Genomic DNA, 25419 nt, shown 5'->3' on the forward strand with positions numbered 1-25419 from the left:
CTCAGGCTCCGCGCGGGGCGGTCACGGGTACGAGACCACGGTGGACGGCACCGTCGAGGTGCCCGACGTGGGCGCGCCGGTCTCGTTGACGACGTGCTCGTACTGACCCTGGCCGCCCAGCGAGACGACCAGCAGATCGTGGAACTTCACGCCCGGCTTGTTCGGCGCCGCGAATCCGTTGTGCTGGACGATCGTCGGATCGACGTTGTAGTAGCAGTAGCTGCCCAGGCCCCATCCCTCGTGCGTGGTCACGGAGTCGGCGACCTTGTAGGCCGCGTACCCCTTGACGCTGCCGTTCTGGATCGCGGCCTGGTTCGGCGCGTCGTACGCCTTCTCGTTCTGGAAGAAGATCGTGCGGCCCCGCTGGCCGTACCACTGCACGTCGTACTTGTTGAAGTGCTCGACGAACAGCCCGGTGGCCAGCACGTCGTCGCCGTTGACGCGGATGCCGTAGTCGGCCCGGTTGGTCTCCCAGCCGACGCCCGTGCCGTGGTCGGCCCGCCAGATCCAGGTGTGGTCGACGATCGTGTGACGGCTGTTGATGACCATGCTGGTCGTCGCCTTGCCGGCGCCCGCCCCGCCGATGCGGACGAAGACGTCCTGCACGGTCGTCGGGTTGGCCGAGTGGTCCGCCGAGGCCCCGGCCGGACCGACCTCCAGGAGGGTCGCGGAGTTGACGGGCCCGGCGTCGATCAGGAAGCCGGCGAGCCGGACCCCGTCGACGTCGGCCGTCCTGAGTACGCTGACGCCGTTGTCCGGGACCAGCGTGGCGTAGCCGAGACCGAGGACCACCGTGCCCGCGCGGTTCACCTGGATCGGCTGGTCGAGGTGGTAGATCCCCGGGGTCAGCAGCAGGTGGAGACCTTGCGTGAGCGCGGCGTTCAGGGTGGCGGCGGTGACACCGGGCTTGGCCACGTAGAACTGGCTGAGCGGCAGCGACGAGCCGCGCGGGGTTCCGTTGCCCCAGGTGACGCCGCGCGCGTTGGTGCGCTTCTCGGGCAGGAACACCCGGTACTCGCTGCCGTTGAGGTACAGGAACGGCTTCTCGCGGGAGACCGGTGTGGTGTCGAGCGTGGTGTACGGCGGGTTCGGGAACGACTGCGCGGGTGCGCCCTGGACGCCCGAGAACACCATGTTCCAGACGGCGTTGACCCAGCCGCCCACCGAACTGTCGCGGGTGTACCACTGCTGCTGAGAGTACGGTCCGACCGATCCGTCGATCCGGCTGTCGGCGATGTAGCCGCCGCTGGCCCAGCCGTAGCCGTTGGGGGCGAGGTTGAGGCCGCCCTTGATGTGCATACGACGGAACGGGGCGGCCTGGGCGACGGCCCACCGGTTGGTGCCGCTGACCGGAGTGAGGGCGAGGTTCTCCGCCGAACGCCAGAAGTTCTGGGTGGCGTTGCCGTTGAACCAGCCGGCGTCGACGGTCACGTCACCGTTGATCGCCGTGTCGTCCGGTGACAGACCGAGGCCCGCGATCGAGGTGTAGAAGCCGAGCTGGGCGTTGAGGCCGCTGTACGTACCCGGCTTGAACAGGAACGCGTAGCGGCCCGTGCCGAACTGCGCCGACTCCTGCTGGTGGAAGACCTGGTCGAGCCTGGCCTGGATGCCCGGCGTCGAAGGGTCGAAGACGATGACGTTCGGGCCGAGATCGCCGCCGCCGGGAAGGGCCGACGGCTGCCGGGCGGGGACAGCGGACGCGGCGGGGACAGCGGGCGAGGCGGACGCCGGTGAGGACAGCGCGAGCAGTCCGGGCGCCGCCGCGCCGGCAGCCATCGCGCCGAGGACGGTGCGCCGCGCGACGGTGGAACGGCCGGGCTCCGGGACGTCTGTGGGGGTTCGAGACATGGGGGGCGACTCTCCTGGTTCAGGAAGTGAACGGTGGGAGGTACGGGGGAGCGCTCTCTCGCCGTTGCATGCTTCATCCAGGTGAACGACACGTCAAGAGTTGTGACCGGAGTCCCGGATGTTGTTGTCCGAGAGGGTGTCAACTCGGCACGGATTTGCGGCAGTTCATGTCTCTATGGGCTCAAACGGAGATCGGCGAGGGCTCTGGGATTGTGTTCAAGAGGTGCGCACATCGCGGCCGCTGTGATCCTTAGTCAACTCCCTTGACACCCTCGCGCAGCCGCCACAACACTCCTCGACGGGAGAGCGCTCTCCCGTTTCCCTCGGCACATGTGATGGACCGTCACGCGGGCGGCCCGGCGGCACCGTGCTCATCTCCGCCCCCGGTCGCCCGACCCCCACCGTCCCCATCGACGTGGCAGGAGGTCTCCATGGCACGGAGATCGAAGATCGTCTCAGGATTACTGATGTCCAGCGCGCTGGTGCTGACCTCGCTCGGCCTGACCGGAGTGGCGATGAGCGCCGACCCCGCGTCCGGTCCGGCGTCGTCCGTATCCGGTTCGGCGGCCGTGCACGCGGCTCACGCGATGGCCGCCTCGACGCTCGCCTCGCCCGAGGACCCCGACGGCGACGGCTACATCCCGGCGAATCCGCAGGTGACCGGGGTCGTCCCGTCCAAGGCGGATCCGACGCACCGCTACTTCCACGAGTTCCAGGCGAACTGTTCGGTGACCCGCACCAGGCCGGACGACCCGATCGTCTATCCCGGTCAGCCGGGCAAGTCCCACGACCACACCTTCCTGGGCAACACCACCACCGAGGCGGCCAGCACCACCGCCTCGCTCGACGCCGGATCGACCAGCTGCAAGGCCCCCGGCGACAAGTCGGCGTACTGGATGCCGACCCTGCTCAAGGGCAACACGCCCGTCCTGCCGGTGGGGCCGCAGGTCATCTACTACAAGGCCGGCGTCACCGACTACACGAGTGTGCGGCCCTTCCCGAAGGGGCTGCGGTTCGTCGTCGGCAGCCCGATGCAGTCCGCCGCCGACTTCCGCAACCACCGGGGGTTCGTCGAGGGATGGGAGTGCGGCAACAGCTACTTCAACGTGGACTTCCCGCAGCAGTGCCCGAACACCGCCGACGTCCAGCTCAACATCCGCTTCCAGGCGCCCAGTTGCTGGGACGGCAAGTACCTCGACACACCCAACCACCAGAGCCACATGGCGTATCCGGTCGTCAACCCCGGCACCAACAACAACATCTGCCCGGACGACCACCCGGTCGCCCTGCCGATGATCGAGTTCAAGATGGCCTTCCCGGTCAACGGTGACATGTCCCAGGTCCGGCTCGCGAGCGGCGCGGGCTACTCCTTCCACTACGACTTCTTCAACGTGTGGGACCCGCCGACACTCAAGGCGCTCGTCGACCACTGCGTCGTCGGCGGACTCCAGTGCGACGCCCGCGGCTACGACCAGACGCACCCCGAAGCGGGCGCGGCACTCGACGAGAACTACCGGCTTCCCTGACGCGGACGCGTCCCGCCGGCCCGGCGCGCACCCCGGACCGGCGGGACCGCCCGTCCCTCCACCGCACCCACACCCGCGTCCCCACATCCGCGCGCCGCCACGTGCGCGCACCCCCACACTCGCGCGCCTTCACATGCGCGCCTCCACCCGCACCCCTCACCCGCACCCCTCACCCGCACCCCTCACCCGCACCCCTCACCCGCACCCCTCACCCGTACACCGGACGGACACCCATGACCGGATCCCGTACCACCCGGTGCCGTATCGCGGCGCCCCTCACCGCGGGCCTGCTCGCCGCGGGAGCACTCGTCCTGCCGTCCCAGCCCGCCCAGGCGGCCGGCGGCGTCGTCAAGGTCACCGGCTCGCAGGGCAACTGGCAACTGACCGTCGACGGAAGCCCGTACCAGGTCAAGGGCCTCACCTGGGGGCCTGCCGTCGCCGACGCCGGGCGTTACATGCCCGACCTGAAGTCGATGGGCGTCAACACCGTCCGCACCTGGGGCACCGACGCCTCCAGCAAGCCCCTCTTCGACGCCGCGGCGGCCCAGGGCATCAGAGTGATCGCCGGCTTCTGGCTGCAACCCGGCGGCGGTCCCGGCAGCGGCGGCTGTGTGAACTACCTGACGGACACCGCCTACAAGAACCAGGTGCTCACCGAATTCCCCCAATGGGCCGCCACCTACAAGGACAACCCCGGTGTCCTGATGTGGAATGTGGGGAACGAATCCGTGCTCGGGCTCCAGAACTGCTACAGCGGCGACGAGTTGGAGCGCCAGCGCGACGCCTACACCACGCTCGTCGACGACATCACCAAGAAGATCCACGCCGTCGACCCCAACCACCCGGTCACCTCCACCGACGCGTGGACCGGCGCCTGGCCCTACTACAAACGGAACGCGCCCGACCTGGACCTGTACGCGGTGAACGCCTACAACGCGATCTGTGACGTCAAATCGGCCTGGGAGCAAGGTGGTTACACCAAGCCCTACATCGTCACCGAGACCGGTCCGGCGGGCGAGTGGGAGGTCCCGGACGACGCCAACGGCGTCCCCGCGGAACCCACCGACCGGGCGAAGGCCGACGGCTACACCCGGGCGTGGAACTGCGTCACCGGGCACAAGGGCGTCGCCCTCGGCGCGACGATGTTCCACTACGGCACCGAGTACGACTTCGGCGGCATCTGGTTCAACCTGCTGCCCGCGGGCGAGAAGCGCCTGTCGTACTACGCGGTGAAGAAGGCGTACGGCGCGGACACCTCCCGGGACAACACCCCGCCGGTCATCACCGACCTGGCGGTCGAGGGGGACGCGGGCAAGGTGCCCGCCGGACGCGACCTCACCCTCGCCGTCAAGGCCACGGACCCCAACGGCGATCCGATCACGTACGAGGTGCTGGACAACAGCACGTACATCGACCAGGGAAAACAGCTGAACTCGCTGCCCTTCACCGACCTCGGCGGCGGCCGGCTCCGGGTGACCGCGCCGGACCGGCCCGGTGTCTGGAAGTTCTACGTCAAGGCCAAGGACGGCAAGGGCAACGTCGGTGTCGAGACCCGCTCCGTGCGAGTGGTGCCGCCCACCCCGAGCGGCACGAACGTCGCCCTCGGCAAGCCGGCCACCGCCTCCTCGTACCAGACGGGCGGCGGGGACTGCCCCTGCACCGCGGCGGGCGCCGTCGACGGCAACCTCACCACCCGCTGGGCCAGCGACTGGAGCGACCCCCAGTGGCTGCGGGTCGACCTCGGCACCCGCACCTCGTTCCGCCATGTGCAACTGGTCTGGGAGACCTCGTACGCCAAGGGCTACACCTTGCAGACCTCGGACGACGGGCAGAACTGGACCACCGTCCGCACGGTCACCGACGGCAACGGCGGCGTCGACGACCTCGACGTGTCCGGCACCGGCCGCTACGTGCGGGTCAACGGCACGGTCCGAGGAACCGGATGGGGCTACTCGCTGTACGAGTTCGGGGTCTACAACTGAATCGCGAAACCGGCGAGAGCGCTCTCCCCGGCCGCACCGGCGCCGCGCTCGTCCGGGGTGTCCAGGCGCAGGGAGTGGCCGCCACCGCCAGGCACTACGTGGCCGACGACTCGGAGACCGACCGACCGCCCGGCCCCTACCGCGTGCTCGCCGGTCGCTCCGCGGGCGCTCTGCCGCTGACGGCCACCGTGCTGGTCCGGGCCCCCGGATGAGCGTCGGAGGCTCGGGAGAGCGCTCTATCCCGAGGCGGTGCCGTGCCGTTAGGGTGCCGCCATGAGCAGACAGGCTCCCACGCTGGAGGATGTCGCGCGGGTGGCCGGAGTCTCCCGCGCGACCGTGTCCCGGGTCATCAACGGTGTCCGCAACGTCGACCCCGGGATTCAGGAATCGGTGCGCCAGGCCATCGAGCGGACCGGATACGCCCCCAACCGGGCCGCCAGATCGCTGGTGACCCGGCGCACCCAGACGGTGGCGCTCATCGTCTCCGGCGCGGGCGACACCCCGGGGGAGGAGCAGAACGCCTTCACCGCACGGGTGTTCGCGGATCCCTTCTTCGGACGGGTCGTCAGCGGCGTGGTGGGCTACCTTCGGCCCCGCTCGATGCATCCGCTCCTGATGTTCGCCGAGTCCGCGGAGACGCGGAGCCAGGTGCTCGCCGACCTCCGGCAGGGCAGCGCGGACGGCGCTCTCGTCGTGTCCACCCATGCCGACGACCCACTGCCCGCGCTGCTCGCCGACGCGGGTGTGCCCGCCGTCCTCTTCGCCCGGCCCTCCCGCCCCGTGCGGCTCAGCTATGTCGATCTCGCCCACCGTGAGGGGGCGCGGCTGGCGGCGGAGCACCTGTTGAACCGCGGGTGCCGGCGGATCGTCACCGTCACCGGGCCGCTCGGCGTGGCCGCGAGCCAGGACCGGCTCGCCGGCTTCCGCGACACGATGGCCCGCAGGGGACATCCGTACGTCCCTGTCGCCGAGGGCGGGTTCACGCTGGACAGCGGCATGGCGGCGATGTCGGGCCTGCTGTCCGAACACCCCGACGTGGACGGGGTGTTCGCCGCCAACGACCTGATGGCCCAGGGCGTGTGCCAGGTACTGCGGGAGCGGGGCAGACAGGTGCCGGACGATGTCGCGGTCGTCGGCTTCGACGACTCAAGCGTGGCGGTGACATGCCGGCCTCCCCTGACCACCGTGCGTCAGCCGGTGGAGGAGATGGCCGCGGCGATGGCCGCTCTCCTCGACGAGCACATCCGGGGCGTACGCACCGAACCCACGTCGTTGATCTTCGACCCGGAACTCGTGGTCCGAGCGTCGGCATAGCGGAGCGCCGACTGTTGGGCATGGCACCTCGTCCGGCCGACCGCGTCACTCGGCTCCCGGCCCCTGCCGTGGTGCGCGGCGCGTGCGGCCGCGCACCACGCGCCGTCCGGTCCGCGGGTTCGCCGGTGCGGGTGGCGGACACTGGACGGGTCAGGATGGACGAGCATCCGGCCGGACAGGCCGGCCGGCGACGGAAGGCAGGCGCATGACCCACCCGATCACCGTGGGCGTGGACGGATCACCCGAGAGCAGGGCGGCGCTGGCCTGGGCGGGCCGGGAGGCCGTCCGCCGGGGTGTGCCCCTGCGGGTGGCGTACGCCTGGCACTGGCCGCCGCACGACATGGTCGGCGGTGGTGACCGGGAGGACCAGGCACGCTGGGCGCGCGGCATGATCGAGGACGCGGCCCGCACCGTCACCGACCGGCACCGTGACCTGCCGCTGACGGTGGACGTGATCGATTCCGTCGGCGGCGACGTGGTCGAAGCGCTGTTGGGTGTCGCGGCCGAGACGGGGACACTGGTTCTCGGGTCGCGGGGGTACGGCGCGTTCGTCGGCTTCCTGCTCGGTTCCGTGGGGCAGCGGGTGATCTCCGAGGCGCCCTGTCCGGTCGTGCTGGTGCGTTCGGAGGACCGCCCCGAAGCGGAAGCGGGCGGCCGGGAGATCGTCGTGGGGCACCAGGGCGGTCCGCAGGACGGTGAGTCCGCTCTCCGGTTCGCGTTCGAGACCGCGGCGGCCCGTGGAGCAGCGGTGCGGGCGGTACGGGCCTGGAGTCTGCCGCCGGTGTTCGCGTACAGCCCCGGCTCGCTCAAGATGCTGGACGAGGCCGGCGGGCTGGAGCCGTACGAGAGGAAGGCGCTGGCCGAGGCTCTCCAGCCGTGGCGCGAACGCTTTCCCGAGGTGCCCCTCACCCAGCACATCGAGATGGGCAGCGCCGGCCAGGTCCTGCTGTCCCTCTCGGAGCGGGCCCAGTTGATGGTCGTCGGGCGCCGTGCCGACCGCTCCGCGGTGGGCACGCGGATCGGTTCGGTGGCCCACGCCGTGATGCACCACGCGCCCTGCCCGGTCGCGGTGGTTCCGCACTCCTGAAGGCCCGTCGGAACGCGGCCGGTTCGCCGCCGGCCGTGCTCGATTCCCGAAGGCAGGCCCGGCGTCGAGGTCGGGCGCGAGCAATCTGGTACTCCCTCGCCAGGGCCCGCCGCGGCGCCTACGCGTTGTCGGCCCGGGACATCCGCAAGGCGAGATCCTGGAGCAGATCGGCCGTCGTGACGTCGGTCCGACCGGAGTCGTGCAGGTCGGCGAGTTCGGAGAAGAGGAACGCGAAGGCGCCCACCAACGAGATGGCGGCGGGCAGATAGGCGTCGGCGACCGCCTGTCCGGCCTCCGCGGGGCCCGCGTCGCCGGGCACCTCGACGCGCGGGAACACCTCGGTGACGAGCGCGCCCAGGTTGTTCTCGGCCGACTCGACCCCGGCCTCCTCGTCCTGGGCGATCCTGCGCACCATGGCGTTGGTCTCGGTGAGCACGCCGATGGCGCGCAGGATGATCTCCGTCTGTTCCATGCCGTGAGCCTAAACGGGCGAAGCCCCGCTGTGACCAGGATGTTGGTCTCGGGATGGTAGACAGGGCCCATGAACGACATCTCCCGCGCCCGCCGGGCCGCCGCGCGATGACCGCGGGCATCGACACCCCCGACCGCCGGGGCCGCACCGGACTCGATCGGGCGGGCCGTGACCTCACCGGCAACCCACGGGTCAAGATCCGCGACGTACGACTCCTGTCCTGCCACTGGTACGTGGAGCGCACCACCACCTTCGACCTCCAGCTCGCCGACGGAACCTGGAGCACCCAGGAGCGCGAGACCCACGACCGCGGCAACGGAGCGACCCTCCTGCTGTACGACGCCGACCGTGAAACCGTGCTGCTGACCAGGCAGTTCCGCTATCCCGTGTATGTCAACGGGCATCCGGACGGCATGCTGATCGAGACGCCGGGCGGGCTCCTGGACGAGGCGGACGAGCACCCCGAGGTCGCCGTACGGCGCGAGGTGATCGAGGAGACCGGGCACACCGTCGGCGAGGTCGAGCACGTCTTCGACGTGTACATGAGTCCGGGTTCGGTCACCGAGCGGGTGAGCTTCTACGCCGCCTCCTACGGCCCGTCCACCCGCACCCATGAGGGCGGCGGGCTCGACGAGGAGGGCGAGGACATCGAAATGGTCGAACTTCCCTTCCGCGACGCCCTGGCGATGGTCCGCACCGGGGAGATCGCCGACGCCAAGACCATCATGCTGTTGCAGTGGGCCGCTCTGGAGGGCCCGTTCAAGAAGGCTTGACCTGGAGAGCACTTCAGGTTCCGGACTCCCGTTCGGGCCCGGACACTTCGGGCCGGAACGGGAGGGACACCATGCGTTACCGCACGATCGGCACGGACCCGAGGACCCGCCGTGCGGTGAGCGTGGTCGCCGATCCGACCGGGCACCGCCGGCGATCCGACTGGAACCCGCCGCAGGCGTTCGTCACGCGGGCTGTTCGGGGTGGGTCAGGGCGTCCGGCGGGTGGTGAGCAGCAGGGCGATGTCGTCGGGGCGCTCGTTGGCCCGCCGGGCCTCGGCGGTGAGCAGATCGGCGGCGCTGGACAAGGAGGGGCCGCCGGATCCGAGGTGCTGCGGGGGTTCCGCCCGGGCCAGGGTCGCGCGAAGGGCCTCGACGCCTTCGTCGATGTCCGTGCCGGGCCGCTCGACCAGTCCGTCCGTGTAGAGGGCCAGCACTGCCTCCGGCTCCAGCATCAGATCCGTCACGGGGTAGTCGGCCCGCGGGTCGACGCCGAGCACCACACCGCCGGGCAGGTTCAGGACCTCGGTGCGGCCGTCGGGATGGCGCAGCAGCGGCTGCGGATGCCCGGCCCGTGCGGCCTGCGCGACACCGGTCAGCGGGTTCACCCGGACATAGCAGCAACTCGCGAACTGGCCCGGGTCGAGGTCGATGAGCAGCCGGTTGGTGCCGCTCATCACCTCGTCCGGAGGATGGTCCCCGAGCGCGAACGCCCGGACAGCGCTGCGCAGTTGCCCCATCGTGGCGGCGGCCTGGACGCCGTGTCCCTGTACGTCTCCGATGACCAGGGCGAGGCCGTCGCCGGCCTCGACGACGTCGTACCAGTCGCCGCCCACGTCCATGCCGACGGTGCCGGGCAGATAGCGGCCCGCCGTCTGCACCAGCGGGTGCGCGGACAGTCGGTGCGGAAGCAGGGCCTCCTGGAGCCCGCGGGCGAGCGCGGACTCGTTGTCGTAGCGCCGCGCCCGTTCCAGGGACTGCGCGATCAGCCCGGCGAGCGCGGTGAGGACCGTTCGCTCCTCGGTGCTGAAGGTACGGGGCCGGTCGAACCCGAGGATGCAGGAGCCCACCGGGCGTCCGGAGGCGATCAGCGGGAGGAAGGCACGGGCCCCGACCGTGGCGTCCAGGTCGATGCCCGGATAGGCGGCGGCGAGCTGCTGCATCGACTCGAAGAAGAGCGGCCGGCCGCTGGTGAGGGTTTCGACCCCGGGCAGTTTGGCGTCCAGGCCCACCCCGTCGAAGGGGGCGAGGAACCCCTGCGGGAAGCCGGTCTCCCAGGCCAGGTAGAGCCGGCGGTCCTGGAGCAGGTAGATGGCGAGGCGGCGGCTGCCGAACGCGGGCAGCAGCTCGCGCATCACCACCTCGGACACCTGCCGCGCCGTCACGGCCTCGGTCAGCGCTATCGCGAGGACGATGGGCCGGTACTGCGGTGCCGCGCCCGAGACACCGGTGTCGGGCTCCTCGAGGTCAGCCCTCACGGCCTGCGTCGCCTCCGCTTCGAAGGGAGCGTTCCCGGTCGCCTCCGCGGCCCGTCCCAGCGGCGTGATCTTGCAGGTGACACCGCGGGGGCCGGGATACACGGAAAAACTGAGCCAGGTTCCCGTGAGGTGCCCCGGAGACGTTTCGGTGCCGCTCCCCAGCGGGCTCCGGGCCCGGAAGTGCACCGGGTCCGGCGAGAGCAGCGCACTGCGCAGATGGTCCTCGTACGCGGGGTGGTCCATCCAGGGCACCACGTCCCACAGCAAGCGCCCCAGCAGTTCGCCGCGCGGGCGGCCGAGCAGTGCGGCGGCGCGGGGATTGGCGTAGGTGATCAGCCCGAGCCGGTCGATCGCGAAGACGCCCTCCGGGAGCTGGTCCGCCGCTCCGTCCGCCGCCGGGCCCGGTCCCGGGTCGACGAGCGCGCCGCTGACACGGTACGGCGGGACGCCCGCCCCTCCCGACGTCCACAGTTCGAGGAGCCGCAGTCCGCCACCGCCGGTGCGTACCGGCATGGGATGGGGCGGCGGCCGGCCGGCGGCGGTCTCGCGCAGGGCGGCCAGCAGCAGCCGGGGCTCGTCGTGGGCCAGTGCGTCCGCGAAGGCCTCGGGCGTCCCCGCGAAGTCCTCCTGCGGGATCCCGAGCAGGGCCCACAGGGCGTCGTCCGCGATCAGCGTGCCGTCGCCCGGATCCCAGGTGAAGCCCCCGACGCAGCGCGTGGAGGGTCCGTCGGCCGGTGGCCGCGTTCCGAGAGGTTCCGCGTCCCACAGGACCGAGGCCCCGTTCTTGTTCAGCAGCGCCAGGCGGGCTCCGAGCTCCTGCGCCACCGCTGTCATCCGGTCGCGGTCGGGCAGGACCTCGGTGGCGTCCGAGGCCGGCGGGCGCAGCACCGTGAGGACGCCGTACCGGGTGGAGCCGCCCACGACCGGCACGTAGAGCGAACCGAACTGGAACGGCAGCCCCGCCGCGAGCTGCGGATAGCGGCGCATCGTCTCCGCCGGATCGGCGAGCAGCACCTCCACACCGAGCCGATGGGCGTCCGCGACCGGAAACGGCCGGTCCACGTGCATACGCCACCAGGGGCGGAAGAGGGGGCCCGGCAGTCCCGCGAGCACCGCGAGACGCAGCAGGCCAGGAGTGCCGGAGCGCAGGTAGACGCCTCCCGCGAAGCCGCGGGCGGCCCGGATCGCGTCCGTGACCGCGTCACTGAGCAGAGCGACCAGGCTGTCCAGCGCCTGGCCCTCACCCTCGGCGCTCCCTGTCATCGATCTGCCCTCGTCCGCCCGCCACCAGGGGGGTAACACAGCAAGAATGCGCCTCTCAGGTCACTGACCGCACCTCGAAGTCCTCCGCGGCACCACGACACGAGGCCATTCTTCCCGGCCGTGCCCGGATGCGCCCAGCGTGAACATACCGGGCGGGGCGTGGTTCAGGAGCTGTCCGGAAGCAAGCGATTCAGGAAGCCGGGCCACGCAGGAGGGTCTCGGCGGCGACGGCCGCCACGGCCTTCGCCATCGCGCCGAGCGCGGGGAAGTCGAGCTTCCACTGCTGCCAGAACAGCGGAACGTCGACGCCCCGGCCGGGTACGAGATGGACCAGCGTCCCGGCGCGCAGCAGCGGTTCGGCCTGGACCTCGGGCACCATGCCCCAGCCCATTCCCGCCACGACGGCATCGACGAACCCTTCCGAGGTGGGGACGAAGTGGCGCAGGGCGCTCGCTCCCGGCCCGACGCCGAGGGCGCGGACGAAATCGTCCTGGAAGTCGTCATCGCGGTCGAAGGCCACCACCGGGGCCGAGCCGATCACCTCGCGCAGGGGTGTGCCGGTCGAGGCTCCGAGCCACTGTTCGGCGCAGCCGGGACTCGCCACCGGCAGATAGCGCATCCGTCCCAGAGCCCGGACGGAGCAGCCGGCCACCGGGTCGGGCGACGACGTCACCGCCGCCATCACCGTTCCCTCGCGCAGCAGCGCGGCGGTGTGGTCCTCGTCCTCGCGGCGCAGTTCGAAACAGAGCCGGAGCTCGGGCGGCACGCGGGCGAGTGCCGGCAGGAACCAGGTCGCCAGCGAGTCGGCGTTCACCGCGACGGACAGCCGGGTGGGCTCACCGGATCCGGACATGCCGAGTTCGGCGTGAGCGTCGCGCTCCAGGCGGGCGAGCCTGCGCGCGAAACGCACCACGATCTCGCCGGACTCGGTCGGCCGCACCGGCTTCGTCCGCGTCAGCAGGACCCGGCCGGTGCGCTGTTCGAGTGATTTGACCCGCTGGCTCACCGCCGACGGCGTCACATGGAGCGCCGTGGCCGCAGCGTCGAAGGTGCCCTCGTCCACCACGGCGAGCAGGGTGCGCACCTGGTCGAGGGGAAGTTCCGCCATCACGAGCGCTAATGATACGTAAGAATCTTTAGCTGTACTTCTGACGATCCGCTTTCTAGCGTCGAAGGCATGACAGACGCCCTCACCGCCGCGGTCGCCGGATTCGGCGCCGGACTCTCCCTCATCGTCGCCATCGGCGCCCAGAACGCCTTCGTGCTGCGTCAGGGCGTCCGCCGGGACGCGGTCCTCGCCGTGGTGGGGATCTGCGCCCTGTCCGACGCGCTGCTCATCGCGCTCGGGGTCGGCGGGGTCGGCGCGGCGGTGGTGGCCTGGCCCGCGGCGCTCACCGCGGTCGGGCTGATCGGAGGCTGTTTCCTCATCGTCTACGGAGCCCTCGCCGCCCGGCGGGTGCTGAAGCCCTCGGCCCTGCGGGCGGCGACCGTGGCCCCCGGCTCCTGGCGCCGCGCCGTCCTCACCTGCCTCGCCCTGACCTGGCTCAATCCGCATGTCTATCTCGACACCGTGTTCCTGCTCGGCTCGCTCGCGGCCGACCGCGGATCGCTGTGCTGGACGTTCGGGCTGGGCGCGGCGCTCGCCAGTCTGTGCTGGTTCGCGGCCCTCGGGTTCGGCGCCCGGCTGCTCGGCCGCCTCCTGGCCCGGCCCGCGTCCTGGCGCGTGCTGGACGGCCTCGTCGCCGCGACGATGCTCGCGATGGGCGCCACGCTGATCGCGGGCGCCTGAGCCGCCGTACACCGCCCCGAGTCGCAGCACACCGCAACACAGCCTCGCATCCCCGAACACCCTCCTGCTCCGCCGTGCATCGGTCGTACGTCCGGGCCGAGCGGGCTCAGCGCGGGGCGCCCCGGCGTACCGATCCCGTCCCCCGGGGGACACCAGCCGCTCACGCTCGGACATAGTGATCCCCGAATCGAAAGATGTATCGAGCAATCAGGATGAGCGTGGACACGAGCCAGAGCAGTACGGACAACGGCACCGCTTCGCCCGAGGGGAGTGCGGAGGCCGAGCGGCCCAGCCGTTCCGGGTGGCGCCGCTGGGCCATGGACACCCGGCCGCTGCGCCGCCCCGCCTACCGCCGGCTGTGGACCTCGACCGCCGTCACCTCCGTGGGCAGCCAGCTCACCGCGGTCGCCGTGCCCAAGCAGATCTACGACATCACCGGCTCCTCGGCCTGGGTCGGCTACGCGAGCCTCGCCGGCCTGTTGCCCCTGGTGGTCTTCGCCCTGTGGGGCGGCGCGATCGCCGACAGCATGGACCGCCGCAAGCTGCTCCTCCTCACCAACACCGGCATTGCCGTCACCTCCCTGCTCTTCTGGGTCCAGGCCGCCACCGGGCTGGAGTCGGTGCTCGTCCTGATGGTCCTGCTCGCCGTCCAGCAGGCGTTCTTCGGCCTCAACTCCCCGGCCCGCAGCGCGTCCATCGCCCGGCTCGTCCCGGCGGACGAACTGCCCGCCGCCAACGCGCTCGGCGCGACCGTCATGCAGACCGGCTCGGTGGCCGGGCCGATGCTCGCCGGTGCGCTCATTCCCCTCATCGGGCTGCCGGAGCTCTATCTGATCGACGCCGTCGCCCTGTGCGTCACCGTGTGGGCCGTCCTGCGGCTGCCTGCGCTGCCACCGCTCACGAGCGCGGCCGCACAGCGGGCGGGCCTGCGCGAAGTGGTGGCCGGCTTCCGCTACATCGCCCTGCACAAGGTGCTGCTGCTGTCCTTCCTCGCCGACATCATCGCCATGGTCTTCGGCATGCCGCGCGCCCTGTTCCCGCAGCTCGCCGCCGAGACGTACGCCCCTTACGGCGAGGGACTCGCGCTCGGACTGCTGTTCGCGGCGATCCCCGTCGGCGCGGTCGTCGGGGGCCTGATGTCGGGCACCTTCTCCCGCGCCCGCCGACACGGACTGATGGTCATCGTCGCCGTCGCGGCCTGGGGTGCGGCCATCTCCGGATTCGGGCTCAGCGACAGCCTGTGGGTCGCCGTCGCCTTCCTGGCCGTGGCCGGGGTGGCCGACATGGTCTCCATGGTCTTCCGCGGCGCGATCCTGCTGTCCGCGGCCACCGACGAGATGCGCGGACGGCTCCAGGGCGTGTTCACGGTCGTCGTCGTGGGCGGCCCACGCGTCGCCGACGTCCTGCACGGCACGGCCGGTTCGGCGTTCGGGGCACCCGCCGCGGTCACCGGTGGCGGCCTTCTGGTGATCATTGCGGTGCTTGCGCTCGCATTTGTCACACCGGCTCTGAGGCGTTACACAATCTGAATAGTGATCCGAATAGGGAATGGACCTTGGTGGTTCTAGAGTGACGCCATGGGGGACACGCGACCTACGTCGGAATTCCACGCGCAGAACATCAGCGCGGACAGCACCGCCCGTCTCGTGGGCGCCCTGGATGCTCAGGACGTCAACGACGGCGTACAACGCCTGCGTTCCTGGGCGCACGCGGCACTGGCGGTGCGGCCCGGAGAGCGGGCGCTCGACATCGGCGCGGGCACCGGCTCGCAGACCCGGCGTCTCGCCGCCGCCGTGGGTCCCCGGGGCAGGGTGCTCGGCATCGAACCGAACCCCGGACTGCGCGCCGTGGCCGAACAGCGGGGGACCGAGGAGCGCAGCGCCGCCCGCTTCGCCGACGGTGACGCCCTCGCCCTGCCGCTGCCCGACGCGACGGTCGACGTGGTGTGGTGCGAGCGCGTGCTCCAGCACCTGGTCGAGCCGGAGAAGGCCGTCTTCGAGATAGCGCGCGTGCTGCGCCCCGGCGGGCGGGTCGCCCTGCTGGACACCGACTGGGCGACCACGATCCTGCACCCCGGAGACCCCGAGACGATCGCCGCGGTCACCACCGGCGCGCTGTCCGCGGCCGCCGACCCGTACTCCGGACGCAAACTGGTGGGACGGCTCTCGGCCGCCGGGCTGGTGGTCGACGACCGCGGGTCGCAGGCCCTGCTCCAGGACCACACGTCGGTCGCCTGGCCCCTCATCCGCATGCTCGGCGATTCGGCGCTGCGCCGCGGACTCATCGGCGAGACGCAGCGCGACCGCCTGTACGAGGACCTCACGGAGGCCGCGCGACAGGGCGGCCTGCACATGTCCGTGACGATGTTCGGGGCCGTGGCACACCGACCCGAGTGATCAGGTCCCGGGCCGTGGCGTACCGTCCGAAATGATCAGTTCCGGGTTCGCGGCGCACCGTCCGGAATGATCCGGAATACAATGGGATGGCCGTCGCTGACGGACTAGTACGCAGATTTCCCCTGGTATTGGGGGTACGCGAACACCATGTACACCGCGAGCCAAGATCTGATCGCAGCAAGTTCGACGCTGAACGCGGGTGCCGCCTTCATCGGCGGCCTCATCATCGCCGGCGCGCTCGTCTGGGCCGTCCGGATGGGCATCAGGGTGCGGAACCTGGAATCGCGCCCACCCACCGCAGAGGAGCAGCCCAGGTTGCCCGACGGCGGGGCGGTGCACGAGGAGCGTGAGATGCGAGAACCCGACGAGGTCCCGCACGCCGCGGACGAGAGCGAGCGGCTGATGCCGTACAACATGCACTCCGCGAGTACCAAACACGCCGATGACCAGCATCGCAAGCGCTGGCAACCGGGATCCAGCGGGTCCTTCGGCAGCGGCGGACCCGGCAGAACCTGACCGGGACGCGAAGGAGCCGACCGCCGCGAGCGGCCGGCTCCTTCATGTGCGCACCACGCGTCACGCCTCCGGGAGGTCGGCCGCCGAGTCCTCGGGAGCGAGTTCGGGACGCAGTCGCAGCCAGGACGGCTGGCGCAGCAGTCCGGCCCGGGTACGGGTGCTGTGGCGGACCTCGCCCACCAGCCGGGGCAGCACCCAGTGCGCCTCTCCCGCGCGGGAGAGTGTCGAAGGGGCAGCGGCCGGTCTCGGCGGCCCGCAGCAGCCGGGCGGGTTCGGCGCGTTCGGCCGGCCGCGTCCCAGCCGGTGCCCACGCTTCCGGCATAGCGCAGCCTCCCGGCGTCACGCTGTCCCAGGAGCACGGCGCCGGGCAGTCCCGACAGGCGCCCCTTCCCGGGGACCCAGCCGCCGACGAGGACGTCGGCGGTCCTCATGTTGCGGATCTTGACCCAGGACCGTGAGCGCACGCCGGGCTCGTACACGGAGTCCAGACGTTCGCAGACCAGCCCCTCAAGACCGTTCTCCCGCGTCGCCCGGAGGGCCTCCTCTCCGTGCCCCACGCGCGCCGCCGGCGTCGACCAGAACGGGCCGTCGAGCGCGAGGCTGTCCAGTGTCTGCCGCCGCCGCGCATAGCGCAGGCCCGTGAGGTCGTCCCCCAGACGCATCACGTCGAACAGGACGAGATGAGCGGGTGCCTGAAGCGCGCGCCGAGCGGCCTTGTCCGGCGACCGGGCGAGCCCCATCCGGGACTGCAGCAGCTGGAAGTCGCCCCGGCCCCGCTCGTCCAGAACCAGCACCTCGCCGTCCAGGACCGCGGCGGTCGTGCCGAGAACGCCGCCGAGAGCGCGCAGTTCCGGGTAGGCGGCGGTGATGTCCTCGCCGGAGCGGGCCCGCAGCAGCACGCTGCCGTCCCCGGGCAGGTAGACCACGGCACGCTGACCGTCGTGCTTCGTCTCGTACGCCCAGCGCAGGTCCTGCGCGGTGGCCGGCAGGGTTCCGGGGGTGGCGAGCATGGGCGCGATCAGCGGAAGGTTCGGCAGGTTCACGGCTGTTCTCTCGACACGCCACCGACGGCACACGCTTCACCGGCGCGCGTTTCCCCTGAACGGCCGCGCCGGGCCGTCCGAGGCTGCGGGGCGGTCCAGCCGCAACCCGCAGCTTTTCCAGCCCCGGCCTCCCAGCCCCGGCTCCTAGTCTCCCAGCGCCTGGGCCATGAGCGTCTGCAGGTGCAGTCCGCGGTGGGCGTCGAGTTCTCCGGGTCGGCCCGACCGGACGGCCGTGGCGAACTCGCGGCGCAGTACGGGCCAGGACTCCTCGTGGTCGAGGGCTCCGCCGTCGAGGACCAGCTCGGGGTGACGGCCGAAGAGCTCGATGCGGGTGATCCCGCGCTCGACGTCGACCGAGCCCGACAGGGAGGCCTGGCTCACCGCGCCGCTGTCGTGCTCGCAGGTGAGTTCGAGCCAGCGGCGCGGGTCCCCGGCGCCGCGCACCCGGACGATCGGCCCGAGGGCCGCGTCCAGCAGATCGAGGAGGTGCGGTCCGAGGTCCAGCAGTGCCCCGTGCTCAAGACGCCACGGGGTCGCGAAGTCACCGCCCAGGAAGGCTCCGCTGAGACAGCAGGCGCGCGCGCCCGAGACGTCCAGTTCCCGTGCCTCGGCGAGGAACTGCCGGGTGACCGGGTGATAGCGGTTCGTCAGCACGAGCTGGGAGACCACGCCGGACGTGTCGATCGCGTCCACGAGCCGCCGCGCCGAGGGCAGACCGAGCGCGAGCGGTTTCTCCAGAAGCAGGGCCTTGCCCGCCTCGGCGGCCCGTACGGCGAGTGTCGCCTGCACCGATGGCGGCACCGAGAAGGCGACCGCCTCGCAGTCGTCGAGCAGTTCCTCGAACGTCGCGGCGACGGCGGCACCGTGCGGGGCCGCCGTTTCGCGGGCGGCCTCCGGCCGGCGCGCCCACACCGACGTCAGCCGCGTCTCGGGTCCGGCGGCGAGCACCCGCGCGTGCACGGCCCGCGCCCAGGGCCCCGCGCCGACGAGCCCCACCCTGACGGGGGCATGAGTCCAGGTCGGTGAGGTGGTGGTCACGGGCATCTCCTCTGCGCTCTACGGGACCTGACGTGCCGTCGGACCGGCGGCGGCGCCGACGAGGGAGCGGTGGCGGCGGGCGGGCGTCGGATCTTCGGACGTGTCGACAGACTTCACCATGGTGAGGCGGTGTTCGGCCAGGGAGTGGATCCCGTGGATGTGCCTCCCGGCCCGCCCGGCACCCGGGGCGTGGCCGGCGGGCGCACGGAGAGCGCCGGAACCCGGCGCACGGACGCCGGGAAGCGCGCCTCTGTCCGTCCTGACCTGCCACGGGCCATCATGCGGACATGAACCCAACACAGGACAAAGCAGGCTTCGCGGGCGGTTCGGGCCTGCCCGTGCTGCCGGAGGACTGGGAGCGATGTCTCGCCGTGGCAGCTCACCCGGACGACATCGAGTACGGCCCCGCCTGCGCGGTCGCGCGCTGGACGGCACAGGGCAAGCAGGTGAGCTATCTGCTGGTGACCAGGGGAGAGGCCGGCATCGACGGCCTGCACCCGGATCGGGCGGCACCGCTGCGCGAGGCCGAGGAACGGGCCGGTGCCCGGCAGGTCGGCGTCGAGAGCGTCGAGTTCCTCGATCACCGCGACGGCGTCGTCGAGTACGGGCTCGGACTGCGCCGGGAGATCGTGCGCGCGATGCGCCGCCACCGGCCCGAGGTGGTGGTGTCCGGCGCGTTCACGGTGCGGATGATCGGCGGTATCACCAACCAGGCGGACCACCGGGCGGTTGGCCTGGCCGTCCTCGACGCGGCCCGCGACGCGGGAAACCGCTGGATCTTCCCCGAACTCGCCGACGAAGGACTGGAGCCCTGGAACGGCATCCGGATGGTGTGCTTCGCCGGACCTGAACAGCCCACCCACGGCGTGGACGTCACCGGCGAGCCCCTCGAACGCGGCATCGCCTCGCTGGAGGCGCACGCCGAGTACACCAAGGCCCTGGGCGCCGGCGCCTTCGAACCGCGGCCGTTCCTCACCTGGGCGGCCGGCATGGGCGGACCGGCGCTCGGCGTCGAGTCCGCCGTGCTCTTCGACGTCCACCAGCTCATCCCCGACGGCCCACCGCCCTGGGTGTGAGCACGACCAGGTCACCCTGCCGGTACGGGCTGGTACGCAGGGCCCAGGACGGGCCCGGACGCGCGGATCGGCTCGGGCCCGGACACGCGGAGCAGGACGGGGCCGGCACGGCGGCCGGGTCGAACCGGGCCCGTCCTCGAAGCGGCCACCCACGGACGGAGCCTCACTCGGGCGCACACCGCACCGGCGGCGACTTGACCTGATCGTGAGGGTCGGCGCCGGGACGGACTCATAGGCTGTGCGCGAGTGATCACCGTCGAACCGGAGGAGCGAACGTGACACCACGCCCGCAAGAGGCCGCACGACGCACAACCGTCCTTCGCCGCGAAGCCGTTGTCGCGGCCGTCCCGGTCGCGCTCGCCGCGCTGCTCACCGTGGCCGGACCGGCCACGGCGGCCGGGAGCGTGGGCTCCGCGGGTGCGGGAGACCCGTACTTCCCTTTCTCGGGCAACGGCGGCTACGACGTCCACCACTACGGTCTGACGCTCGGCTACGACCCGCACGGCCGTCACCTCGACGGCAAGGCGGTCATCACCGCCAGAGCCACGCAGCGGCTGACCCGCTTCGACCTGGACCTCAGCGGACTGAAGGTCACCGGCGTCACCGTCGACCACGCCAAGGCGGCCTTCCGGCGCGACGGCCAGGAGCTCGTCGTCACCCCACGGGACGCCCTGCGCAAGGGCCAGGAGTTCCGCGTCACCGTCACCTACTCGGGCACCCCGAAGCCCGTCACCGACCCCGACGGTTCCCTCGACGGGTGGATTCCCACCGACGACGGCGCGTTCGTGGCCGGTGAGCCCCAGGGTGCGATGACGTGGTTCCCCGCCAACAGCCACCCCGCGGACAAGGCGTCGTACGACTTCACGCTGACCGTCCCCAAGGGGCGTACCGCCGTCGCGAACGGAGTCCTGCTCGGGCAGCGGACCGCGCACGGCCTGACCACCTTCCGCTGGCGGCAGTCCGAACCGATGGCGGCCTACCTCGCCACGGCCACCGTCGGCACGTTCAAGGTCGAGCAGTTCACCACCCGCGACGGACTCAAGGTCTACAACGCGATCGACCCCCGCGAGGCGGCCGCCGCCGCCCCGGTCGTGAAGAAGCTGCCGTCCGTACTGGCCTGGGAGAGCAAGGTCTTCGGCCCCTACCCCTTCCGGGCGGCCGGAGCCATCGTCGACCGGGCGCCGCAGGTCGGCTACGCCCTGGAGACCCAGACCCGGCCCGTGTACGACTCCGCGCCCGACCTGGGCACCCTCGTGCACGAAAGCGCCCACCAGTGGTTCGGCGACTCCGTCTCCCTGACCGGATGGAAGGACATCTGGCTCAACGAGGGCTTCGCCACCTACGCCGAGTGGCTCTACACCGAGCAGCACGGCGGCAAGAGCGCGCAGAAGACCTTCGACGCGCTGTACGCCACCCCCGCGGGCAAGGACCTCTGGGCGTTCCCGCCCGGCGATCCCGGCAGCGGCGAGCACATCTTCGAGACGCCGGTCTACGCCCGCGGGGCCATGGTCCTGCACAAGCTGCGCACGGCCGTCGGCGATACCGCGTTCTTCCGCATCCTGCGCGCCTGGGCCGCCGGCCCCCGCTACGGGCACGCCACGACGGCCCAGTTCATCAAGCTCTCCGAGCGGGAGTCCGGCAAGGACCTCTCCGGCCTCTTCCACACCTGGCTCTTCACGTCGGGCAAGCCCGCCTCTCCCTGAGACGGGCCTGCCCCGGTGTGGCTGCGGGTCGGCTCAGGCCGGCCGCAGCCACACCGTCGCGAGGGGCGGCAGCGTCAGCTCGATGCTCGTCGGACGGCCGTGCATGCCGATCGCCTCGGCCTTCACCGGCTCGGGGTTGATGACATCGCTGCCGCCGTAGCGAAGCGAGTCGGTGTTCAGGACTTCGCGCCAGGCGGGGATGTCCTCGGGGACACCGAGGCGGTAGCCGTGGCGGACGGCGGGGGAGAAGTGCGAGACGGCGAGCAGCGGGGTGCCGTCGGCGGCGTGGCGCAGGAAGGCGAACACGTTGTCGTCGGCGGCGTCGCCGACGACCCAGGTGAAGCCGGACGGGTCCGTGTCGCGTTCCCACAGCGCGGGTTCGCCCCGGTAGAGGGTGTTGAGGTCGCGGACGAGATCCTGGACACCGCGGTGGTCGGCCTCGGCGCAGTAGCCGGGTTCGAGGAGCCACCACTCGGGACCCTCGGCCTCCTTCCACTCCCCGCCCTGCGCGAACTCCTGCCCCATGAAGAGGAGTTGCTTGCCGGGGTGGGCCCACATGAAGCCGAGGTAGGCGCGGGCGTTGGCGCGCCGCTGCCACCAGTCGCCGGGCATCTTGGAGACGAGTGACTGCTTGCCGTGCACGACCTCGTCGTGGGAGATCGGCAGGACGTAGTTCTCGCTGTAGGCGTACACCATCGAGAAGGTCATCTCGTCGTGGTGGTACTTGCGGTGGACCGGCTCGTGCTGCACGTACTCCAGCGAGTCGTGCATCCAGCCCATGTTCCACTTGAGCCCGAAGCCGAGTCCCCCGTCGGAGGTCGGACGGGTCACGCCGTCCCAGGCCGTGGACTCCTCGGCGATCGTGACGACACCGGGGTTGCGGCGGTAGACCGTGGCGTTCATCTCCTGGAGGAACGCCACCGCGTCGGGATTGTCCCGCCCGCCGTGTTCGTTGGGGGCCCACTGGCCCTCTTCGCGGGAGTAGTCGAGGTAGAGCATGGAGGCGACGGCGTCGACGCGCAGGCCGTCGATGTGGAACTCCTCGCACCAGTAGGTGGCGTTGGCGACGAGGAAGTTGCGGACCTCGCGGCGGCCGTAGTCGAACTCCAGGGTGCCCCAGTCGGGGTGGTCGGCGCGCCGGGGGTCGGCGTGTTCGTAGAGGGGGCGTCCGTCGAACTGGGCCAGGGCCCAGTCGTCGCGGGGGAAGTGGGCGGGGACCCAGTCCATGAGGACGCCGACGCCGGCGCGGTGGAGGGCGTCGACGAGGTGTTTGAAGTCGTCGGGGGTGCCCAGACGTGCTGTGGGGGCGTAGAACCCGGTGATCTGGTAGCCCCAGGAACCGCCGAAGGGGTGCTCGGCGACAGGCATGAGCTGGACGTGGGTGAAGCCGAGGCCGGTGACGTAGGCCGGGAGCTGATCCGCCAGCTGACGGTAGGTCAGTCCCGGTCGCCACGACGGCAGATGCACCTCGTACACCGAGAACGGCGCCTCGTGCAGCGGGCGGCGCTTCGCCCGCTCCTTCATCCACTTCGTGTCCTGCCACGTGTACGACGACCGTGTCACGACCGAGGAGGTCGCCGGGGGCACCTCGGTGCGGCGGGCCATCGGGTCGGCGCGCAGGGTGCGGGATCCGTCGGGGCGCGTGATGTCGAACTTGTAGAGCGCCCCCTCACCCATGCCGGGCAGGAACACCTCCCACACGCCGGACGATCCGAGTGAGCGCATCGGATATCCGGCGGCGCCGTCCCAATGGCAGAAGTCCCCGCAGACCCGCACCCCTTGAGCGTTCGGTGCCCACACGGTGAAGCGCGTTCCCTCGACACCCTCGTGGGTCATCGGCTCGGCGCCGAGCGCCCGCCACAGCTCCTCGTGCCGGCCCTCACCGATCAGATGCAGGTCCAGCTCGCCGAGCGCGGGCAGGAAGCGGTACGGGTCCTGGGCCTCGGACTCGGTGCCGTCGTACGTCACCAGCAGCGTGTACGCGGGAATCGCGTCGAGCGGCATCACGGCCCCGAAGAGCCCGTCGCCCAGATCGTCCAGCTCGGTACGCCGCCCGTCCACCATCACCGCGACACCCTGGGCGTACGGCCGCAGCGCCCGGAACACGACCCCGCCCGGGACCGGATGGGCACCCAGCAGCGCGTGCGGATCGTGATGGGCGCCGGACAGCAGACGCCCCCGATCCGTGGGGTCCAGCGCGGCGTGCTGCGCGGACGTGGCGGCGGGCTTGGCCCGTCGTACGCGGGTGGATGCGGTGCGGGTCACGGCTTGGGCCTCTCGAAGTGGGGGTGTTGAGGGTGGTCGGTGGGGGTGCTGACAGCGGGTTGGGGGTTGATGGTCGGGGGCTGGTGGTTGGAGGTCAGGGGTGGTCGGCGAGTCGTCCGACCGCCGCCATGGGCACGGGCAGCCAGTCCGGACGGTGCCGTGCTTCGTAGAGCACCTCGTACACGGCGCGGTCCGTCTCGTACGCGCGCAGCAGTTCTGGTTCCTCGCGCGGGTCCCAGGCCGCCGCGACGGCGTAACCCGCGCAGAAGGCCTCGCGGCAGCGTTCCGCCCACTCCGGACGCCAGGGCTGCCGGGAGCGGGCCGCGTAGTCGAAGGACCGCAGCATGCCCGCTACATCACGCACGGGCGACTGGACACGCCGACGTTCACTGATCGGGCGGGCCGGTTCACCCTCGAAGTCGATCACCGACCACCGCTGCCCGGCCCGCAGGACCTGGCCGAGGTGGAGATCGCCGTGGATGCGCTGGGCGGGGCGGACGGCCGAGTCCAGGGCGGCGAGCGCGTCGAACGCAGACCGCAACCCGGTCGCGTGCGGGTGCAGTTCGGGAACGGACCGGACCGCGGCGTCGAGCCGCTCATGCATCGCGTCCGCGAGCCGCTTGTTCCGGTACGGACTCGGCGCGTCCAGGGGGAAGGCCGTGGCCAGGGCCAGATGCACCTCGGCGGTGGCCCGGCCCAGTTCGTACGCCTCGCCGGTGAAGTCCTTCCGCGAGCCGAGGGATTCGAGTGCGAGGGTCCAGCCGTCGGCGGCGTCCCGCAGATACGGCTGAAGGACGCCGAGGGTCGCCTCCTGCGGTTCCGAGGTGTGGAACCAGGCGGCCGGCGCGGGGACGCGGGTGCAGCCCTGCCGGGCCAGCGCGCGCGGCACCTCCAGGTCCGGGTTGATGCCGGGCTGGACGCGCCGGAAGACCTTCAGTATGAACGCGTCGCCATACACCAGGGAGGAGTTGGACTGCTCGGCGTCGAGGAGACGCGGCGTGAGACCGGGCGGCACGGTGAAGCGCGGATCGCGCTCGAAACGCAGCGGTCCCGCCTTGCCCGAACGGCGCAGCCGTTCCAGGAGCAGTCCCGTCGCCTTCGGGTCGTGAAAGGCGTCGTACACGGTCAGCTCGGCCAGCGGGCCGGCACTCGCCCGGCCGATGAAGGCGTGGGCGAGCCGCGGCGGCAGGACTTCCCGTACACCGAGGAGCAGTTGGTAGCAGTCCTCGGCCACGGGCGTGCCGGTCTTGCCGTGGGCAGGCGGGCCGAGGTGCTCGGTGCGGACCAGTAGATGAAGACACCCCGGGTACAGCTCGGTCGTCGAGAGCAGCGTCAGATCCGTCACCGGCCTGCCCTTGCCCGCGAACCAGCGCTGCCGCGGCAGCCAGGCGCGCAGCAGCTCGGCCAGCGAGGTCAGCAGCGGAGCGGTGCCGAGGCCGCTCGGACGCTGCAGAGCGGTGTTCGCCATGACGACACGTCCTTTCAGAGGCGGGCGGGCTGTCGAGGGGCACGAGGTCACGATCGCCTCGTGGTGCCGGGCCCGACCGCGGGGCGCAACCTGAACCAGTAGAAGCCGTGACCGGCGAGGGTCAGCAGGTACGGCAGTTCGCCGATGGCCGGGAATCGCACGCCGCCGATGAGTTCGACCGGGTGTCTGCCGTTGAACTCGCGCAGGTCGAGTTCGGTGGGCTGGGCGAAGCGGGAGAAGTTGTGCACGCACAGCACGAGGTCGTCCCGGTATTCCCGCAGGAAGGCGATGACGGCGGGGTTGGAGGACTGGAGTTCGGTGTAGGAGCCGAGTCCGAAGGCCTTGTTCTGTTTGCGGATCTCGATCATGCGGCGGGTCCAGTGCA

General features: G+C 71.4%; 20 protein-coding genes and 1 pseudogene. 12 read left to right on the forward strand and 9 right to left on the reverse strand.

The window, feature by feature from the left end:
* Nucleotides 1-21 precede the first annotated feature (21 nt).
* A complete protein-coding gene (locus tag ACFYW8_RS05235) occupies nucleotides 22-1848 on the reverse strand; it encodes a coagulation factor 5/8 type domain-containing protein (RefSeq protein WP_389068065.1) in 1827 nt (608 codons plus the stop codon).
* 431 nt (nucleotides 1849-2279) lie between these two features.
* Between ACFYW8_RS05235 and ACFYW8_RS05240 the strand changes: the two genes are divergently transcribed.
* The 5 genes from ACFYW8_RS05240 (at nucleotide 2280) to ACFYW8_RS05260 (ending at nucleotide 7757) form a co-directional block, all read left to right on the forward strand.
* Entirely contained in the window at nucleotides 2280-3374 is a 1095-nt protein-coding gene (locus ACFYW8_RS05240) for a DUF1996 domain-containing protein (RefSeq protein WP_389068067.1), read from the forward strand.
* A gap of 233 nt (nucleotides 3375-3607) precedes the next feature.
* Nucleotides 3608-5356: a discoidin domain-containing protein gene (locus ACFYW8_RS05245; protein ID WP_389068069.1), complete on the forward strand. Its 1749-nt coding sequence runs from the start codon at nucleotides 3608-3610 to the stop codon at nucleotides 5354-5356.
* Nucleotides 5357-5430: 74 nt separating this feature from the next.
* Nucleotides 5431-5568: a hypothetical protein gene (locus tag ACFYW8_RS05250; RefSeq protein ID WP_389068167.1), complete on the forward strand. Its 138-nt coding sequence runs from the start codon at nucleotides 5431-5433 to the stop codon at nucleotides 5566-5568.
* Nucleotides 5569-5629: 61 nt separating this feature from the next.
* On the forward strand, nucleotides 5630-6670 hold the full coding sequence (locus ACFYW8_RS05255; RefSeq protein ID WP_389068071.1) for a LacI family DNA-binding transcriptional regulator: 1041 nt from the start codon (nucleotides 5630-5632) through the stop codon (nucleotides 6668-6670).
* A 205-nt stretch (nucleotides 6671-6875) separates the two neighbouring features.
* Nucleotides 6876-7757, forward strand: a complete 882-nt coding sequence (locus tag ACFYW8_RS05260) for a universal stress protein (protein WP_389068073.1) — start codon at nucleotides 6876-6878, stop codon at nucleotides 7755-7757.
* Nucleotides 7758-7875: 118 nt separating this feature from the next.
* Here the strand turns inward: ACFYW8_RS05260 and ACFYW8_RS05265 are convergent, their stop codons facing one another.
* On the reverse strand, nucleotides 7876-8229 hold the full coding sequence (locus tag ACFYW8_RS05265; protein ID WP_355979973.1) for a hypothetical protein: 354 nt from the start codon (nucleotides 8227-8229) through the stop codon (nucleotides 7876-7878).
* Between the two features lie 107 nt (nucleotides 8230-8336).
* On the opposite strand from ACFYW8_RS05265, the gene ACFYW8_RS05270 reads away from it, so the two are divergent.
* Complete coding sequence (locus ACFYW8_RS05270) at nucleotides 8337-9002, forward strand: NUDIX domain-containing protein (protein ID WP_365876137.1); 666 nt, start codon at nucleotides 8337-8339, stop codon at nucleotides 9000-9002.
* A gap of 206 nt (nucleotides 9003-9208) precedes the next feature.
* Here ACFYW8_RS05270 and ACFYW8_RS05275 read toward each other — a convergent pair whose 3' ends face one another.
* Both ACFYW8_RS05275 and ACFYW8_RS05280 read right to left on the reverse strand, forming a co-directional pair.
* Nucleotides 9209-11740 carry a SpoIIE family protein phosphatase gene (locus ACFYW8_RS05275; RefSeq protein ID WP_389068078.1) on the reverse strand — a complete coding sequence of 844 codons (2532 nt, stop codon included), beginning with the start codon at nucleotides 11738-11740 and terminating at the stop codon, nucleotides 9209-9211.
* A 190-nt stretch (nucleotides 11741-11930) separates the two neighbouring features.
* Nucleotides 11931-12851 carry a LysR family transcriptional regulator ArgP gene (locus tag ACFYW8_RS05280; protein WP_389068081.1) on the reverse strand — a complete coding sequence of 307 codons (921 nt, stop codon included), beginning with the start codon at nucleotides 12849-12851 and terminating at the stop codon, nucleotides 11931-11933.
* 66 nt (nucleotides 12852-12917) lie between these two features.
* On the opposite strand from ACFYW8_RS05280, the gene ACFYW8_RS05285 reads away from it, so the two are divergent.
* From ACFYW8_RS05285 to ACFYW8_RS05300, 4 genes are all read left to right on the forward strand, one after another.
* Nucleotides 12918-13529 carry a LysE/ArgO family amino acid transporter gene (locus ACFYW8_RS05285; RefSeq protein WP_389068084.1) on the forward strand — a complete coding sequence of 204 codons (612 nt, stop codon included), beginning with the start codon at nucleotides 12918-12920 and terminating at the stop codon, nucleotides 13527-13529.
* 218 nt (nucleotides 13530-13747) lie between these two features.
* The gene (locus tag ACFYW8_RS05290; protein ID WP_365876145.1) at nucleotides 13748-15058 is read left to right on the forward strand and encodes an MFS transporter; all 1311 of its coding nucleotides are present in this window, start codon (nucleotides 13748-13750) and stop codon (nucleotides 15056-15058) included.
* A 48-nt stretch (nucleotides 15059-15106) separates the two neighbouring features.
* Nucleotides 15107-15925, forward strand: a complete 819-nt coding sequence (locus ACFYW8_RS05295) for a methyltransferase domain-containing protein (RefSeq protein ID WP_389068087.1) — start codon at nucleotides 15107-15109, stop codon at nucleotides 15923-15925.
* Between the two features lie 147 nt (nucleotides 15926-16072).
* Entirely contained in the window at nucleotides 16073-16441 is a 369-nt protein-coding gene (locus tag ACFYW8_RS05300) for a DUF6479 family protein (RefSeq protein ID WP_365876149.1), read from the forward strand.
* A 60-nt stretch (nucleotides 16442-16501) separates the two neighbouring features.
* On the opposite strand, the pseudogene ACFYW8_RS05305 reads toward ACFYW8_RS05300, so the two are convergent.
* Nucleotides 16502-17451: pseudogene (locus tag ACFYW8_RS05305) on the reverse strand (ATP-dependent DNA ligase).
* Nucleotides 17452-17628: 177 nt separating this feature from the next.
* Complete coding sequence (locus ACFYW8_RS05310) at nucleotides 17629-18528, reverse strand: Gfo/Idh/MocA family protein (RefSeq protein ID WP_389068091.1); 900 nt, start codon at nucleotides 18526-18528, stop codon at nucleotides 17629-17631.
* 281 nt (nucleotides 18529-18809) lie between these two features.
* Between ACFYW8_RS05310 and ACFYW8_RS05315 the strand changes: the two genes are divergently transcribed.
* Both ACFYW8_RS05315 and ACFYW8_RS05320 read left to right on the forward strand, forming a co-directional pair.
* Nucleotides 18810-19598: a PIG-L deacetylase family protein gene (locus ACFYW8_RS05315; RefSeq protein ID WP_389068095.1), complete on the forward strand. Its 789-nt coding sequence runs from the start codon at nucleotides 18810-18812 to the stop codon at nucleotides 19596-19598.
* A gap of 275 nt (nucleotides 19599-19873) precedes the next feature.
* Nucleotides 19874-21301, forward strand: coding sequence for a M1 family metallopeptidase (locus ACFYW8_RS05320; protein ID WP_389068098.1), 1428 nt, complete (start codon nucleotides 19874-19876; stop codon nucleotides 21299-21301).
* Between the two features lie 33 nt (nucleotides 21302-21334).
* Here ACFYW8_RS05320 and glgB read toward each other — a convergent pair whose 3' ends face one another.
* The 3 genes from glgB to ACFYW8_RS05335 form a co-directional block, all read right to left on the reverse strand.
* Nucleotides 21335-23497, reverse strand: coding sequence for a 1,4-alpha-glucan branching enzyme (gene glgB / locus ACFYW8_RS05325; protein ID WP_389068159.1), 2163 nt, complete (start codon nucleotides 23495-23497; stop codon nucleotides 21335-21337).
* Between the two features lie 163 nt (nucleotides 23498-23660).
* Entirely contained in the window at nucleotides 23661-25034 is a 1374-nt protein-coding gene (locus tag ACFYW8_RS05330; protein ID WP_389068100.1) for a phosphotransferase, read from the reverse strand.
* A 47-nt stretch (nucleotides 25035-25081) separates the two neighbouring features.
* Nucleotides 25082-25419: alpha-glucosidase C-terminal domain-containing protein (locus tag ACFYW8_RS05335; protein WP_389068103.1), on the reverse strand; the 338-nt coding region annotated here is incomplete at its 5' end.

Origin of the sequence: Streptomyces sp. NPDC002742 (assembly GCF_042888885.1) — a bacterium.
Classification (GTDB): domain Bacteria; phylum Actinomycetota; class Actinomycetes; order Streptomycetales; family Streptomycetaceae; genus Streptomyces.